The sequence below is a fragment of the Planomicrobium sp. CPCC 101079 genome, from assembly GCF_007859275.1.
Lineage (GTDB): Bacteria > Bacillota > Bacilli > Bacillales_A > Planococcaceae > Planococcus.
On sequence record NZ_VOHC01000002.1, the window covers coordinates 60,881 to 75,717 of the forward strand.

Below are 14,837 nucleotides of genomic sequence, written 5' to 3' on the forward strand. Positions count from 1 at the left end.
CAGCAGCCTCGCTTTTTCAAGTTATTTAGGACAATGCTATCCTATTTTATTTTCTAAAATATTTTAACGCGCTCTTTACTTTCCAACGCTATACTGAATAAAAACCTGGTGATTAAAACACAAAAGGGTTGGCAGTTCCCCGCCTAAACTAAAGGAGGTTGCCCATGCGAAAAGTGCTGTTCTGCATTCTTTTTTTAGCCGTATGCCTGATTGTCAGTACACTTTCCCACATTACTTACTTATACGAATGGACGCAAGGCCGTTTCATGGTGGGCAATAATGATGGCTTGTCTCAAATGCTGCCATTCAAAAACCATTTATATCATCAATACACTTCCGGTGAATTTTTCTATTCGACACAACTAGGACTGGGAAGCGGCACTTTAGGCTGGCTTTCCTATTATTTCGCAACATCCATTCTATTTATTTTAACCATTTGTGTGTTTTATGCGCTGGAATCACTCGGCATTATACCTGAACCAGATATCTTATTTTGGGGACAAGCTGCTGTCTTTATCAGCATTATCCGCCTAGCTGCGGTTTTGGCTATCGCCTCTGCGGTTTTTCGTTTTATGAAATTCGGACCGATTCCTGCTTTTCTCGGTGCTTGCGTCTATGGCATATCCGGCATGTATTTTAGCCATACCACATATTGGGAATTTTTCGCAGATGCTTATTTATGGCTTCCTTTGCTGTTGTTTGGCGTTGAAAAGATTTTTCGGGAACAGCGCTCTGGCTGGTTCTTGTTTGCTGTCGCGCTATCCATGTTCGATAACTTTTACTTTGCTTATATCAATTTACTGCTAACAGCTATTTACATTCTTTTACGGCTCTTTATGCCGCTAGGAAAAAACGAAGTATCCAAATCCATCATTTTTAAACAGCTATTGATTGCCGGTTTGGCAGGCGCCGGCATCAGCTCCATCTCTTTTGTCCCGGCGGCCTATTCTTTTTTAAATAATTACCGTCCGCCGTATGCCCACGAAATCAGCTGGTTTGAGTGGATTGACAATATTTTATTTACAAGCAGTTACTTGGTTTTGCCCGCCATTTTTGTATTGATGGCGTTTGCGTTTCCCCTTTACAAAAGTGTCCGATTCCGCTTTTTTTCGTTGCTTGTATTAGTTGGCGTGGTGCTCCATTACAGCCCGGTAATGGCAAGTGCCTTTAACGGCTTTTCCGCTCCTCAATACCGCTGGGAATATTTTATTTCCTTTGCTGCAGGAGGTGCTGTAGCAGCAGGTTTCAGCAAGTTGGAACAGCTGAATATAAAACATGCCGCAATTGCAGGCGTTTTCGGGTTGGCAGCTTACTTCAGTTTTGCCGTAATCGATCCGGCACGTGACGTATCCATACCTTTCTTGGTGGCAGTTTTCGGTTTCGCGCTGTCTATTTTCTTCTTGTATACCCGGGCCGTTCAAAAAAATTCTATGAAAGGCCAACTCTTGGTCTTAATTATCATACTATTGGTTATTTTAGGAAGTGGCTACCAATTTATACAGGCGATTGCAGAAAACCAACTCGATGTCCGCCTTCCTCTGTATATCGGCGTAATAGGGGTCGCCATCGTCACTTTTATGTTGTTCTCGAGGGCTGCCAAGGATAATGGAAAAGCATCACAGCTCGCTCTATTCGTGGTACTTGCCTTGATTTTGGCTGCTAATGGTTTTCAGTATGTCGTACTCGTTACTAGCGGAAATACGCATAAAGTTTCGGAAGAGCTTATTACTGGCCAGGATTATGATGATCCGGAAATAGTAGATCTTCTAGCTGAGATAGAAGAACGGGCATCCGATTCAGTTTACCGGGTCGAATGGATGGAGAGCCAGCGGAACAATACACCGCTTGTCCAAAACTTCAGGGGATTGAGCGCTTATTCCAGCATCTTAAACGGCGAAGTGGTGCATTTTTATTTGACGGACCTTGAAATCGATATGGCACGTGAAAGTGTTAGCCGCATTACGACGCTTGGCAAACGAACAAATCTGCACAGTTTGCTTAAAGCCGATTATGTCATTTTACGCCCGAACAATGAAAACGTGCCTGCTGGTTTCGAACAAGTGCTGGCTGGCGAAAATTTTGCGGTTTTTGAAAATCGTTATCGGCTTCCTTTTGTCCGTGCCGCATCACTTGTCTACAGTGAACAAGAATTGGATCAGAAACCCATTCTTTTAAGGGAGCATGCGATGTTAAAGGGGGTCGTTTTGAACAACCCAGAAGCCCCTGCGCCGCTCCCCCCTGCACCTGAAAAGTTGAAGTATAGCATCCAGGAAGACAACGCCAGTTTTGAAGGCAAGATTCTTGATGTGACCGGCGACTCGGGCGGTTTGGACTTGATATTAGACAAGCCGCTTCCTGCAGCAAGCGATTTGTATGTATCGTTTCAGTTGACCAACAAAAAGCCCGATAACGGGTTTACCCTGCAAGTCAATCCGTATAAAACTTCTCGAAAATGGAGCGGCTCTGTCTATAAGACATATATTGACGACTTAACCATCCGTATTCCTGCTGATAACACAATCCGGATTCGGGTCCCCCGGGGAGTTTACGAACTTGCGGAATTGGAAGTTTATGAAGAACCATATGAGGTGCTGCGACAGGAAGTTGAAGAGGCGTCGCAAGAAACCAAAGCGGAATGGAATGGCAGCCGTTTTTATGCCGAGTATCCATCTGCCGAAGAAGGAGATTTCCTTGTAATGCCGATTCCTTATGAAATCGGATGGAGCGCGAAAGTGAATGGGAAAAGCAAGAAGATTCTAGAAGCAAACTACGCCTTCACGGCTATCGCAGCTGAAGGCGGCTTCAACAAAATCGAACTTACTTACCGGCCGCCCTATTTTTACCGTTCGCTTTTCTTTTCCCTCCTTTCACTTGCCTTCGCCTTTATCTGCATTCGAAAAGAAAAGAGGGTTAAAAGGCACGAAACTGGGTAAACCGGTACTAGCAACTTTAGTAACTAACTTATACCAGGAGGAGATTACATGGCAAAACAGCTCGCTATGCATGAAACACTCGAAGTCCATGAGGTGCTTATTTTTAAAACGGCATGCCTCGCAAAAAACAAATTGTTTGTTGACATGGTGCAAGACAAGAAGCTAAAGGAAATTATCGAAGAAGATACTGAGTTATCCACAAAAGCGGTCAAAGATTTGCGTAAAATCCTGGCGGATGCCAGCAAACAATCAAGCGGGGAGGAAGCCTAATATGACTAAAAAAGATGAAGAAAAACAGTTGGAGGCTGAAGTGCAAGTCGTGCCTGAGGGTTTGATCGATGATATGGTCATTGCAACCGACCTGCTTGTATCTGCAAAAGCCGGTGTCCGCAATATAGCCGTTGCCATTACGGAAACAGCAACCCCAAGCGTAAAAAAGATTTTGCGCCGTGAATTGGACAATGCTATCGAGCTTCATGACAAGCTCGCGCAATACATGATCAAAAATGAAATGTACCACGCTTACGATATAGACGAACAGCTTGAACACGATCTTAAAAAGGCGGATATTGCTCTTAAATTCAGCAAATAAGCTATTATCGAGAAAAAGCACCGGCAAATCAGATGATTTGCCGGCGCTTTTTTGCGTCGAGGAGTTTGGTGAATTCAACTCCTTTTAAAATTCCGCGCTTTCCAACAGTTTCCCCTGTGATTCATAGCCTTTCATGTATTTGATCCGCCGCTGTGCCGATGTTTCGCTGACTTGTTCATCCGCGTGGTAAGAAGAACGCACCATTGGGCCGGCTTCACAATGCTTGAATCCTTTTTCAAGAGCAATTTTCTTTAGTTCCGCAAACTCATCCGGATGGTAATACCGGACAACATCCAAATGCTTTTTGGTCGGCTGCAAGTACTGGCCGATTGCCATAATATCCACGTTATTTGCGAGCAAATCGTCCATCGCTTCCAAGATTTCTTCTTTCGTTTCTCCCAGCCCCACCATGATGCTCGATTTGGTTGGAATATGGGGAGCTATTTCTTTAACACGCTCCAAAAGCTTCAGCGACCGGTCATAAGTCGCAACAGCTCGCACGCGTTTCGTCAAACGGCGGACGGTTTCAATGTTGTGATTGAAAATATCCGGCTCGCTGTCCATTAACATATGTAAACTTTCATAGTCCCCTTTCATATCGGAAGGCAAAATCTCAACAGTACAGGCAGGAACTTTCCGTCGGATGGCCCGAACTGTTTCAGCGAATACTGCTGCTCCGCCGTCTTTCAAGTCGTCTCTTGCCACGGCGGTGACTACAACGTGTTTCAAGCCCATAATTTCAGCAGATTCGGCGACACGTTCCGGCTCTCCCCAGTCGAGTTCGTTCGGCAATCCCGTTTTGACCGCACAAAAACGGCATGCCCTTGTGCATGTGTCGCCTAATATCATGAACGTCGCCGTTTTCCGCACACTCCAGCATTCATGGATATTCGGGCACCGGGCTTCTTCACAGACGGTATTCAAGTTTTTCTCCCGCATCAGCTTTTTCAATTCGGTGTAAGATTCGTTAGTATTCAACTTTACTTTGAGCCATTCAGGTTTGCGTATGTATTCTTTGTTTCTTGTCATGATTGCCGCACTTCCTTTCTTCCTCTTGAATAGTTCCACTCTTTACTCTTGTACTTATGTTCCAAATGCAAAACTTCCTCCAATAAAGAAGGAGGCAGTTCAAACGGAATCAGTTCAATTTCCAGCCCTTGCTCGAATCCTTTTTTAAAAGCCGCTTTTGCCTCATCAAAACTGATAGGATGCGGCAAAACATCATTTATGGCAACTGCACGATTGCCAAACGCCTTTCTTGCCCGTTGTTTTACTTCTTCATTTGGGTACAAAAACAAATCAAACAATTTGATGTCATCTATTTCGAGCGGTATTGATCCATGCTGAAGAATCACACCGCTTTTGCGTGTTTGGGCGCTTCCTGCCGCTTTTTTTCCATCAATCACCAACTCGTACCAAGAAGGTTCTTCAAAACAAACCGCTGACCCTTTTTTCGCCAGTTCGCTTTTCGGCATCGCAAACTCCGCTTTAATTCCGAGCTCTTTATAGCCTTCGAATAGCCCTCTGGATAACACCAGATAAGCCTCTTTAACGGTTTTCGGCATATCCGGATGCTCCTCTGAAACAATGACGCTATACGTTAATTCACAGTCGTGCAGTACCGCCTTGCCGCCAGTCTGCCTGCGCACAAGTTCAATTCCGAAGTTTTTGGCGCCTTCCATATCAATTTGCCCATCCACTTTTTGAAAAAAGCCGATGGAAATACCGGCCGGTTCCCATCCATAAAAACGCAAAACCGGCGGTATTTTGCCAGCGCTGTGCCAATTCAGCAAAGCTTCATCAAGCGCCATATTAAACGCCGGAGTGCAATGGCCGGAATCTATAAAAAACCATGTATCCTTCATTTTCCCCCTCCTTTTTTGAAAATAAAAAGCGCCGCTTCCCATGGTGGGAAGCGGCGCATGCAGTCGCAAAAAAGAAGCATTCGCACACTACTTCCCTCCGCTGGCATGGTCCAGATCAGGTTCAAAGGGTCCGAGCAATGCTCGTCTCAGCCGATATGCGGCTCCCCCAGTAGTCAACTTTTATTTTCATTTGAGTAAAATTCTATCACATTGCAAACAAGAGAACAATGAATAGTAAGAAATTTCCTATTTATTTTTAAAATCTAATTTCGCATCACAATTCTGCCTTTAGCTTTGCAAAATCTCTTCGATTTCGTCCATCAACTCAGATTCAATCCGTATTTCTGCAGCCGCTATATTTGACTGCACCTGCTCCGGTCTTTTCCCTCCCGGAATGACAGCATCGACTCCTGGCTGCTCAAGCAGCCAGGCCAGTGCCAAGTTAGAGACGTCCGTCCCTTTTTTGTCCGCTATTTTTTTCAGCTGTTCCACTTTATCAATATATTTTTCAAAATTTCCTGATTGGAACAACGGCGAACTATTACGCCAATCTCCTTCTTCCAATTGAAAATCTTTGGAGTATTCCCCTCCCAGAATACCATATGCTAACGGCCCATATGCAATGACCGAAATATTGTTTTGAACGCAATATGGAAGTAGATCTTTTTCGATTTCCCGCTGGAACATATTGTATTGCAATTGGACAGCAGAAATTTCAAGGCTGCTATTGGCTTCTTTCAATTGTTCGAGCGAAACGTTTGAAACACCGATCGCCTTGATTTTCCCTTCCTGCTTCAGCCGTGACAATTCGGCCACCGCTTCACCAAGCGGCGTTTTTTCGTCTGGCCAATGGATATAATACAAATCCACAGAATCCAGCTGCAGACGCTTCAAGCTATCTTCCAAGGCGCTGCGGAGATAAGCCGGGTTATTGTCTTTTGTTCCGTTTCGCCAGTTGCTTCCGCCTTTTGTAGCGATAACATATTGATCCCGCCCGTACTCTTTCAGCACTTCACCGACCAATTCCTCTGAACGCCCTTCGCCGTAAACATCAGCAGTGTCGATAAACGTGATGCCTAAGTCTATTGCAGCGCGCACCAGATTTCTTCCATCATCCTCATTTAAATCTTGGTAGAGGTTATGTCCGCCTACCGCATTCGTTCCAAGGCCTAAAACAGAAATTTGAAGATCTGTTTTTTTCAATGTGGAAAATCTCATCAAAACATCCTTTCTATTGAATTCATTCTTTCAGAATAACCGGCCTGATTTTTTTCTTTGAAAAGAAAAACACCAACTTATCCTGCCAGTAGTCTCTTTTACCCGCATTCCACAGATATATGTCAGCTCTTCAAAATGATTAACTTTCCGATAAAAGGGAAATGCAGAAGAAACACTATTTTTGAATGGAGGAAGAAGAATGGATAAATACAAGACACAGAATATCTTATACGCTGGAATTGCGGCGACCAGCATATACTTGCTTCTTAAAAATTATAAAAAACAAAAAAATACGTATTGGATTTATAAAGATCACGATATTCGAAATAGCGTAGAAGTCGACCATAGAGAAAGCCCAAATGCAGCATATGACGATGCAGAAATTGGACTTTCGGAACTTGATGCCACATACCGCGCCGAATGGACGTCAATGGGCTATCCCCTTACCAACCGCGAGCTTGAAGAAAATGAAAACAAATATAGCTAAAAAAGAAGCCGAGTTGGATGAAACACCAATTCGGTTTCTCTTTTTCGCTTGATATTCTTTACCAAGTATCCCTGCCTGAAGGAGGCGGCCAAGCTTCAAGCATTCTCCGGACCAGAACTGCTTGGCCAGTGTGGTAAGCATTGTGGAGAATAATGCCCATCAACCAGTCTGCACGTGTTCTTCCTTTGCCTTCCAGGCCTTTTTCCATCAAATCTTTTGCGGCTTCCTGTTCGGCTTCCTGCAAGCCGAACAGGAAGCGGGAAACTGTATTGTCCCATTCTTCCTCGCTTGCTGGAGCAGGTGAGTCCGGCCATGATTCTGCTGCATGTTCCGGGCTTTCCGGAGTTTCCCCTTTCAAATAAGCCAACATGAAGTCTTGCCAGTAAACCATATGTTTGAGAAGTTCCCAGACCGAATGCGGGCAATTCCCCGGCTTTTCACCAGCCAATTGCCATTCCAGGCCAGCAAATACTGTCGCTGTGTCAACATGTGCACCTTTACCATGAAACCCATTCTGAAAAAATTCCTTTTCCATAACGCTCCCCCTTCACTGCTGTCCCTTGGCGAAACAGTTCTGCTTCCGGTATAGTTTCGTACCAGGCATACCACTTTTCACGTATTGTCCAAAATCCTTGCATCCATCCCTCCCTATGGATAGTCAATGGCCGCTGAACTGCTGATTAATACCATTCAACGTAAGCAAAAAAGCCTGCTTAGAAATCATTCGATTTCTTAGGCAGGCTTTTTCGATTTAACTGAATAACCGATTTGTTTTCCTTGCGTTTGTCAGCGTGCATACGGGAATAATATTCTTGCACCAAATAAACAGGTCGGCCTTTTGTTTCTTGAAAGACTTTCCCTAAATATTCACCGATAATCCCCAGGGACAGCAACTGGATGCCGCCGAGGAATAATATGACCGCCATCAGCGATGGATAACCGGGAACAGAATCATTGAATAAAAGAGTTCGCACCAATATGAAGAGCATATAAAGAAAAGCGCAAAGTGATACCGCCATCCCCAAGAATGAGGATATCCGCAACGGGGCAATTGTCGATGCCGTGATGCCGTCGACCGCCAAGTTGAACAATTTGGGATAATTCCATTTCGTCGTCCCTGCTGCCCTAGGCTCACGGTCGAATAATATTTCTTTTTTGTTATAGCCGATCCAGCTGAACATCGCTTTCGTGTAGCGCTGGGTTTCCCGCATCTGGTTCAGCGCTTCGATGCATTTGCGGTCGAGCAGCCGGAAGTCGCCGGTATTGCTTTGGACTGGAATGGAAGATACTTTTTTCAGCAGATTATAGTAGGACTCGGACGACCATTTCTTAAACCAGGTCTCGCCCGCCCGGCTTCTCCGCCTAGCAAACACATCGTCATAGCCTTGTTCCCAATAGCGCAGCATCTGCGGAATCAATTCCGGTGGATCTTGCAGATCCGCATCGAGAATGATGACCGCATCTCCGCGCACGTGGTCAAAGCCGGCAAGCATGGCGATTTCTTTCCCGAAATTCCGGGATAAATTAATATAAGAGATTTCCGGATGAAACACAGACATTCCCTTCAACATTTCCAAGGTACGGTCGGTACTCCCATCATTGACGAACAAATATTCAAAACGGTAGTCCGGAATTTGGGATGTCACTTTTTTCAATCGCTCCAAGAGGACGGCAAGAACGGCCTCTTCGTTATAAGCCGGAATAAGAATTGTAATCAGCCTCATCGTCTTCCACACCTTTCATGCATCTGTTCTTTTCTAGTTGAAATTGCAGTATAGTAGCTTGCTTTGAAATCGGGGGTTGCTATGCTATACTTTCGATAGTTTTTCCCCTATAACAAGGGAAATTTAAAACAAAGGAGCAGCTTATGCCAGAACAGTTATTATCCAAATGGATTCAACACGTTAAACCCCGCTGGAAGACGGCTTTTCTTTCCACGGTGATCATCGGCTTCTTAACCCATATGTATATATTTACCAATGCAATCCCGAATCACGATAGCTTAATTAATATATACACCCCTCAATTCAATTTTAATCTTGGCCGCTTTTATCTATCCCCGTTTAGTGGAATCAGTTCTTATTTTGATTTGCCCTGGATCAATGGGATTCTGTCCATTTTTTACTTGGCAGTGTTTTCCGCCATGATTGCGGAACTGCTGGAATTGAAAAAAACGCTTTCCATCGTTCTAACTTCCAGCCTGATCGTCTCGTTTCCGGCAATAAGTGCCATTTTTTCGTATATGTTTACGGCAGACGGCTATATGGCAGGGTTTTTGCTTACAGCATTCGCTTTATTGCTGACGAAAAAATACAAGTATGGCTTTTTGCCAGGCTCACTACTGGTTTATTTCGCAGTGGGAATCTATCAAGTCAATTTACCACTACTCTTAACATTGACTACCCTTTTCTTGATTAGCGAAATCCTTTATAGACAGATTTCGTTAAGAAAATTTTTTACATACGTCCTTCGCTTTTTTGCATTAACTGCCATCGGCATGGCGCTTTATACTATCACATTCACGCTTTACCGCAATTTCTTTGCAGGTAAGGTGCGGGATTACCAAGGGTTGAATGAAGTAGGCAGTGCATTCAGTTTATGGGATCCTATAATTCGGGTCCGCAATGCCTTTTCCCACTTTTTCTTCCGAGGTTTTGGCCCCGAGATGCCGGTCAATTTGTTTGAGATTGCTAACGTAGCCGTTTTTGCGTTGCTCCTGCTGGGATTTGTGATGTTCATCAGGCAGCGCAAACAAGCTATGGCAAAGCCCATGGTGGCCATTGCAGCTGTTTTGATCTTAAGCTTGCCTTTTTCGGCCTACAGCCTTTACTTTATTTCGCCTGGCGTGAATTACCATATGTTGATGATGCTGCCACTCATTCCATTTTATTTACTGCCTATTCTTTTTTACGATAATTTTACAGCCTCCACTCAAAAAACAAAGCTGTTTTCTTGGGGAACCGTTCTTGTATCGGCAGTCGTCATCTTTAACTTTGCGTTGATTGCGAATATCTCGTATTTCAATATGAACTTGAAATATGAAAAATCGACCGCAGCAGTAAACCGGATCGTCAACCGCATTGAACAGACAAGCGGCTACGAAAACGCCAGCAAACTGGCAATATTCGGAGAAATCGCTATGGAATCCAAACTGGCAACAGAGGATGTTCCAGAAAGTGTCCCACGGATGACAGGGACGCTTGGGGATACTTTCTTGAGGTTTCCAAGCCATTACCAGTATATGATTGAAAATATGTATGGCATCTCCTATGATTTAGTAACACCTCAAGAATATGAAAGCATCTTGTCAAGCAGCGTTTATGCGGATATGGAAAGCTGGCCCGCTGCAGATTCGGTCCGGATTATCGGCGATACGCTCATCATCAAGTTAGGCGAAGAGCTCGAATAAGGTGTTTGTCAGCTTTTTTCATCAGCTCCCAATTCCAGCGTCCCGCTGATTTCGATGCCATTTAACGCTTGGGTCGCCAGCCGGTCCGCTTCTGCATTCGATTTTCTCGGCACCAGTTCGTACTCCGGCTGGATGCCGAGTTTTTTTAATTTGTCGTCAATCCGGTCTGCCCACCGGGCCAAATCGGTTTCAAGCGCTGGCCAGTTTCCGCCCATCTGGTTGATCACCACTTTGGAATCCCCGATGAACCGCACAGGCAGATGATGGACATTCAATAGCTCCAATTCCTGGACGGCCAAATGCAGCGCTGCATATTCCGCTTCATTGTTTGATGTCAATTCCGAAGAAGGTGCATTTTGGCGCAACCGGTACGCCTTGCCATTTTGGTCATAGTAAATCACACATCCGAGTCCCGAACGATTTGTCGCCACGTCAAAACCTCCGTCAAAATAGACCTCGATATTATGGGGTTCCGTTTCGATTCCTTTTATATAGCCTTTCAACTCTTTTAGTGTCCACATGCTGTCAAACCGGTCAACAAACTGCAGGCTTCTTACGCGCCCTGTCCGCTCAATATCCTCTGCAATCAATACCGCTTGCGCTGCCGGCATTTCTTCCGAGCGGAAAAAAGTTTCTGTCCCCTTCGGTGTGCGGTAAGCCCATTCAATTCGAATATTCATAGCTGCTACCCCTTTTCATATTCATGTACTTTAATGTACTTGTCTTATTTCCGTTTCAGCAGCCTGTAAACACCCACCCACTAGCAGCTTTTAAAATACACATTATTAAAATATTTTGCTTCCATTCTTATAATTTAATGCCGCTTATTTTATAATTAATTCAAAAACGCTCTTCAGTTAAAGGGGAATGGAAAAGTTGCAACAGCCAGTTGTTAAAAAACGCAAAACCAATTATTGTCTTGGTTCGTTTTGATCATTGGTGGATTATTTTTGATTTCCACTTTGCCGTATATGTTGATTTTGTTATTTATGCCGCTCTGGAAACCGGACGAAGTCAGCATGCTTTCCATGATATTTACTGTGATTCCTGTCAGTATATGTGCACTTGTGATCTGGACAATGCGCAGGGCCTATAAAACGGTGCGATCCATTAAAACCTTGGCAACCTGGCAAGCACCGGACTTAGAACCGGCGACCCAAAACACCGGAGCCGAACCGCCTCATGCAGTGAAAAAACCAGTCTGGCCTTGGTTGGTTATCGTTCCCGGCGCTTTGCTGCTGCTCTCTATGGGGCCAGGTGCTATGATGCTGCCAATCATGCCCTTGTATTTAGCAGCTATGTCCACCGATTCAGGAACAGCGCCAAGCTATGTGCCTGCACTCTTAGTCATTATTGGATACGCATTGATTTGTGGATATGTCGTGCTGCTTGTAAGAGCGATAAAAGCGCTGCGGGCAAAATAAAAAGAACTTTCCAAGCAAATGCTTGGAAAGTTCTTTTTAGTTCTCAATCATTCTATTACTACAACGGTTTCCCAGCCATCGTATTCCCCTTGGAATCTCTCTGAAATTTCCAGCAGAAAATCGGTCAGTTCATCGATAGCATTGTATGTTACAAAATCGACTCTTGAGATATATACCACGTAATTGCCTTCATCGTCTTTTTCGAATGAGCCTTCTTCAATTGTAAAACCTTCCCGTTGAATGCTGTTTGCAAACCGCTTCATCATCTTCTTATCTTGGAACAAAATAAAATGGTCCACTCTTCGCGGCGCTTCTAAATTATCGCCTGACAGCGCAAGTGTCTCCAATACATCTCGGTTGCCCATATGCTGAAATTGACAAGGATCCGGGTAAAGGAATTCAAAATAGAAATCCCAGCTCTGGGTTTCCTGCAGTTTAAAAACCTCCACTTCATAGCCGGCTAAAAAGTATAATTTGTTCGCAAGCAGTGCAAGCGGCTCCTCTTCTTCCTGCGGTGAATAAAAGAATATATCCCGATTGCCGTCAGTCGTCAGTTTGCCGACATTGGCATACATCTTAAGCTCTGCTGCTTCTAACAGCTCTTCTTCGATGAGGGCCAAACGGTCCGCTTCCACCCCGGCATGCAAGCCGTCCACATTAGGCTTTTTCAGAGGCACCCGTACTGCAAAGGCGTATTTGTACTCTTCCGCATTAAGTTCTTGCGAAACCTCCATATCCAAAACGATTGATGCCGGTTTGCCATCAATTAAATCCACATACGCATTCCAGTATTCCGACATTTCAATCCCTCCATCCCATGGATAATTTCTTGCCCAGATGCCATTCAATTGCAACCCTTATAGTAAGAGTTGAATTTATTATACTTTTTTTCAAAGAAAATGAAATGAAAATTTTCCGACTTTTGAAGTTTTACTTGCAGCCTCTGTTGTATAATCAGAAAAAAGGAGTGGTGTATCTGTGAAAATGGTCCAGGCAGGAACTGTTTACCAATTGACTTTCATGCCCCGTTTTTTTCCTGTGAGCTGCTATTTGGTTGAAGAAGAAAATGAACTGACATTGATTGATGCCGCGCTTCCCTTCAGTTCAAAAGGCATTTTGAAAGCTGCGAAGAAAATAGGCAAGCCAATTACGAACATTATTTTGACACACGCCCATAGTGACCATATCGGTGCACTTGACACATTGAAGGCGAAGTTTCCGGAGGCTATGATATCCATATCATCGAGAGACGCGCGCTTATTGGCCGGAGACAAAAGCCTGCTCCCTGGAGAAGCCGGGCATCCGATAAAAGGCGGCGTTCCGAAAAACATTAAATCCAAGCCGGATATCCTTCTTCAGGAGGGGGATTTCATCGGTTCTTTAGAAGTGATTTTTTCACCAGGCCATACACCCGGCTCCATCTCCCTTCTCGACCGGCGAACCAATAGTTTGATTGCGGGAGATGCACTTCATACGAGAGGCGGCGTTGCCGTATCAGGCACCTTTAAACCACTGTTTCCATTTCCTGCCCTCGCCACATGGAATAAAAGAACCGCGCTTGCAAGCGCCAAAAAGCTGCAAAGTTTCCATCCCCATCTGCTGGCAGTTGGCCATGGAAGAATGATTCAAAATCCCGCGAAAGCCTTTCAAAAAGCCATAAAGGAAAGCGAAAAAAATATAAAATAAGATGGCAATGCCGCTTCCAAAACTTCCCGGTTTTTGGAAGCGGCTATTTTATTTGCACTCGCAAACCGGGCTAAATCCATTTTTTAGATTTTGGCCCAAAAGCATTCAATTTTTTGCGAAGAAAACTCCTGATTTTAAAATACCAGTAAATCCATTCCACTTTTCTTGCCGCCAGCAAGTTTCCGACAAGTTTTTTCTCAAAATTTCCTGTCGCAAAATAAGGCAGTTGTTTATTCACTTCATCATCCCACATGATTATCAATATATGTTTTTTTATTTGGCGTGAAGATAAGGTGCTATTGGGGTGAAACAGATTCGAGAAGCAGGCCACAATTCGGGTTGTATAAAACTCTTCTACCAAGTCGATATTTCTGTCGGTATATGCCTGGTTGCGCTGCAGGAATTCCCGGGCACTTTGAAAAAGCAGCTGCTGGTTTTCAAACAAGTCAGGGCGAAAAGTACTGGTGATTGAGCCGCTGTTGGACGTCATATAATTGTAGAAGGGATCTTCAATGATTTTTATGCGGCTGCATTTTTCCAGGTAGTTAAGATTAAACAGCATGTCTTCTCCACGGCTCACGCCGCAGTCAAACCTCAAACCGTTTTCTTTGATAATTTGTGCCACATAAATTTTATTCCAATTAAAATGGATGTAATAGTCCCGGTAAAGTTCACCAAAAAAGCCTAGAAGGTCTTCTTTTAGGAAACTCCCTGTTTTGTAAAAACAAAAAATTTCATCACTGATTAAACTGTTATTGCACTCAATCATATTTTTGTATCCGCAAATGACCAGCTGGTTTGCTTCACCAATTGCGGCTACCATGCTTTGCGTCATGTCCGGTTCAACTGTATCATCACCGTCGACAAACTGAATATAGTCTCCCCCGGCTGCATCGAGTCCCGTATTCCTGGCCGCTGAAGCTCCCTTATTTTCTTGGTGCAGCACTTGTATTCGGCTGTCTATCTGGGCATATTCGTCGCACACCTTGCCGCTTTGGTCTGTGGAACCATCATCTATAAGAAGCAATTCAATATTCTCATAAGTTTGATTCAGTATGCTGGATATGCAATTGCCGATATAGTTTTCCGAATTATAGACAGGGACAATGATGCTGACTAACTTTTGCCTTTCCAAAATTCCCCTACCCCCTTTGCTTCAGTGCGGGCCACCCATCCTTCCTATAATCATTTTATTCTCTGAAGCAGGCACTATCTCCTTCTCT

General features: G+C 44.2%; 16 protein-coding genes and 1 riboswitch. Of the genes, 7 read left to right on the forward strand and 9 right to left on the reverse strand.

What is annotated here, in order from left to right; all coding sequences use genetic code 11:
• The first annotated feature begins 164 nt into the window (after window positions 1–164).
• From FQV28_RS01070 to FQV28_RS01080, 3 genes are all read left to right on the forward strand, one after another.
• On the forward strand, window positions 165–2,933 hold the full coding sequence (locus FQV28_RS01070) for a YfhO family protein (protein ID WP_146493752.1): 2,769 nt from the start codon (window positions 165–167) through the stop codon (window positions 2,931–2,933).
• A gap of 48 nt (window positions 2,934–2,981) precedes the next feature.
• Window positions 2,982–3,203, forward strand: coding sequence for a spore coat protein (locus FQV28_RS01075; protein WP_146493753.1), 222 nt, complete (start codon window positions 2,982–2,984; stop codon window positions 3,201–3,203).
• A gap of 73 nt (window positions 3,204–3,276) precedes the next feature.
• The gene (locus tag FQV28_RS01080; protein WP_255472753.1) at window positions 3,277–3,525 is read left to right on the forward strand and encodes a spore coat protein; all 249 of its coding nucleotides are present in this window, start codon (window positions 3,277–3,279) and stop codon (window positions 3,523–3,525) included.
• Between the two features lie 84 nt (window positions 3,526–3,609).
• Here the strand turns inward: FQV28_RS01080 and lipA are convergent, their stop codons facing one another.
• The 3 genes from lipA to FQV28_RS01095 form a co-directional block, all read right to left on the reverse strand.
• Entirely contained in the window at window positions 3,610–4,554 is a 945-nt protein-coding gene (lipA, locus tag FQV28_RS01085; protein WP_146493755.1) for a lipoyl synthase, read from the reverse strand.
• Entirely contained in the window at window positions 4,551–5,390 is an 840-nt protein-coding gene (locus FQV28_RS01090) for a lipoate--protein ligase family protein (RefSeq protein WP_146493756.1), read from the reverse strand. Before FQV28_RS01090 ends, lipA begins: the two co-directional genes overlap by 4 nt.
• A gap of 75 nt (window positions 5,391–5,465) precedes the next feature.
• A riboswitch (TPP riboswitch) is annotated at window positions 5,466–5,568 on the reverse strand.
• Between the two features lie 110 nt (window positions 5,569–5,678).
• Window positions 5,679–6,608 (reverse strand): aldo/keto reductase, encoded by a 930-nt coding sequence (locus tag FQV28_RS01095; RefSeq protein WP_146493757.1) that lies wholly within the window; start codon window positions 6,606–6,608, stop codon window positions 5,679–5,681.
• A 199-nt stretch (window positions 6,609–6,807) separates the two neighbouring features.
• On the opposite strand from FQV28_RS01095, the gene FQV28_RS01100 reads away from it, so the two are divergent.
• A complete protein-coding gene (locus tag FQV28_RS01100) occupies window positions 6,808–7,095 on the forward strand; it encodes a hypothetical protein (RefSeq protein ID WP_146493758.1) in 288 nt (95 codons plus the stop codon).
• Between the two features lie 58 nt (window positions 7,096–7,153).
• Here the strand turns inward: FQV28_RS01100 and FQV28_RS01105 are convergent, their stop codons facing one another.
• The 3 genes from FQV28_RS01105 to FQV28_RS01110 form a co-directional block, all read right to left on the reverse strand.
• Window positions 7,154–7,630: a DinB family protein gene (locus tag FQV28_RS01105; protein ID WP_146493759.1), complete on the reverse strand. Its 477-nt coding sequence runs from the start codon at window positions 7,628–7,630 to the stop codon at window positions 7,154–7,156.
• Window positions 7,593–7,733 carry a hypothetical protein gene (locus FQV28_RS19085; protein WP_186763748.1) on the reverse strand — a complete coding sequence of 47 codons (141 nt, stop codon included), beginning with the start codon at window positions 7,731–7,733 and terminating at the stop codon, window positions 7,593–7,595. Before FQV28_RS19085 ends, FQV28_RS01105 begins: the two co-directional genes overlap by 38 nt.
• 75 nt (window positions 7,734–7,808) lie before the next feature.
• Window positions 7,809–8,819 carry a glycosyltransferase family 2 protein gene (locus FQV28_RS01110; RefSeq protein WP_146493760.1) on the reverse strand — a complete coding sequence of 337 codons (1,011 nt, stop codon included), beginning with the start codon at window positions 8,817–8,819 and terminating at the stop codon, window positions 7,809–7,811.
• Between the two features lie 143 nt (window positions 8,820–8,962).
• On the opposite strand from FQV28_RS01110, the gene FQV28_RS01115 reads away from it, so the two are divergent.
• Window positions 8,963–10,504, forward strand: coding sequence for a glucosyltransferase domain-containing protein (locus FQV28_RS01115; RefSeq protein ID WP_146493761.1), 1,542 nt, complete (start codon window positions 8,963–8,965; stop codon window positions 10,502–10,504).
• 8 nt (window positions 10,505–10,512) lie between these two features.
• Here the strand turns inward: FQV28_RS01115 and FQV28_RS01120 are convergent, their stop codons facing one another.
• Window positions 10,513–11,184: a ribonuclease H family protein gene (locus FQV28_RS01120; protein ID WP_146493762.1), complete on the reverse strand. Its 672-nt coding sequence runs from the start codon at window positions 11,182–11,184 to the stop codon at window positions 10,513–10,515.
• Window positions 11,185–11,454: 270 nt separating this feature from the next.
• Here FQV28_RS01120 and FQV28_RS01125 point away from each other — a divergent pair, with 270 nt between their 5' ends.
• On the forward strand, window positions 11,455–11,928 hold the full coding sequence (locus FQV28_RS01125; protein WP_146493763.1) for a hypothetical protein: 474 nt from the start codon (window positions 11,455–11,457) through the stop codon (window positions 11,926–11,928).
• Between the two features lie 47 nt (window positions 11,929–11,975).
• Here the strand turns inward: FQV28_RS01125 and FQV28_RS01130 are convergent, their stop codons facing one another.
• The gene (locus tag FQV28_RS01130; RefSeq protein ID WP_146493764.1) at window positions 11,976–12,728 is read right to left on the reverse strand and encodes a DUF695 domain-containing protein; all 753 of its coding nucleotides are present in this window, start codon (window positions 12,726–12,728) and stop codon (window positions 11,976–11,978) included.
• Between the two features lie 178 nt (window positions 12,729–12,906).
• On the opposite strand from FQV28_RS01130, the gene FQV28_RS01135 reads away from it, so the two are divergent.
• Window positions 12,907–13,614: an MBL fold metallo-hydrolase gene (locus FQV28_RS01135; protein ID WP_146493765.1), complete on the forward strand. Its 708-nt coding sequence runs from the start codon at window positions 12,907–12,909 to the stop codon at window positions 13,612–13,614.
• Between the two features lie 70 nt (window positions 13,615–13,684).
• Here FQV28_RS01135 and FQV28_RS01140 read toward each other — a convergent pair whose 3' ends face one another.
• Complete coding sequence (locus FQV28_RS01140; RefSeq protein ID WP_146493766.1) at window positions 13,685–14,749, reverse strand: glycosyltransferase; 1,065 nt, start codon at window positions 14,747–14,749, stop codon at window positions 13,685–13,687.
• Window positions 14,750–14,837: the final 88 nt, after the last annotated feature.

Bases quoted from the DNA above. Each gene is read 5' to 3' on its own strand.
- FQV28_RS19085 (WP_186763748.1), bottom strand. From the start codon at position 7,733: ATGCAAGGATTTTGGACAATACGTGAAAAGTGGTATGCCTGGTACGAA.
- FQV28_RS01070 (WP_146493752.1), top strand. From the start codon at position 165: ATGCGAAAAGTGCTGTTCTGCATTCTTTTTTTAGCCGTATGCCTGATT.
- FQV28_RS01130 (WP_146493764.1), bottom strand. From the start codon at position 12,728: ATGTCGGAATACTGGAATGCGTATGTGGATTTAATTGATGGCAAACCG.
- FQV28_RS01120 (WP_146493762.1), bottom strand. From the start codon at position 11,184: ATGAATATTCGAATTGAATGGGCTTACCGCACACCGAAGGGGACAGAA.
- FQV28_RS01115 (WP_146493761.1), top strand. From the start codon at position 8,963: ATGCCAGAACAGTTATTATCCAAATGGATTCAACACGTTAAACCCCGC.
- FQV28_RS01090 (WP_146493756.1), bottom strand. From the start codon at position 5,390: ATGAAGGATACATGGTTTTTTATAGATTCCGGCCATTGCACTCCGGCG.
- FQV28_RS01080 (WP_255472753.1), top strand. From the start codon at position 3,277: ATGGTCATTGCAACCGACCTGCTTGTATCTGCAAAAGCCGGTGTCCGC.
- FQV28_RS01095 (WP_146493757.1), bottom strand. From the start codon at position 6,608: ATGAGATTTTCCACATTGAAAAAAACAGATCTTCAAATTTCTGTTTTA.
- FQV28_RS01105 (WP_146493759.1), bottom strand. From the start codon at position 7,630: ATGGAAAAGGAATTTTTTCAGAATGGGTTTCATGGTAAAGGTGCACAT.
- lipA (WP_146493755.1), bottom strand. From the start codon at position 4,554: ATGACAAGAAACAAAGAATACATACGCAAACCTGAATGGCTCAAAGTA.
- FQV28_RS01100 (WP_146493758.1), top strand. From the start codon at position 6,808: ATGGATAAATACAAGACACAGAATATCTTATACGCTGGAATTGCGGCG.
- FQV28_RS01075 (WP_146493753.1), top strand. From the start codon at position 2,982: ATGGCAAAACAGCTCGCTATGCATGAAACACTCGAAGTCCATGAGGTG.
- FQV28_RS01110 (WP_146493760.1), bottom strand. From the start codon at position 8,819: ATGAGGCTGATTACAATTCTTATTCCGGCTTATAACGAAGAGGCCGTT.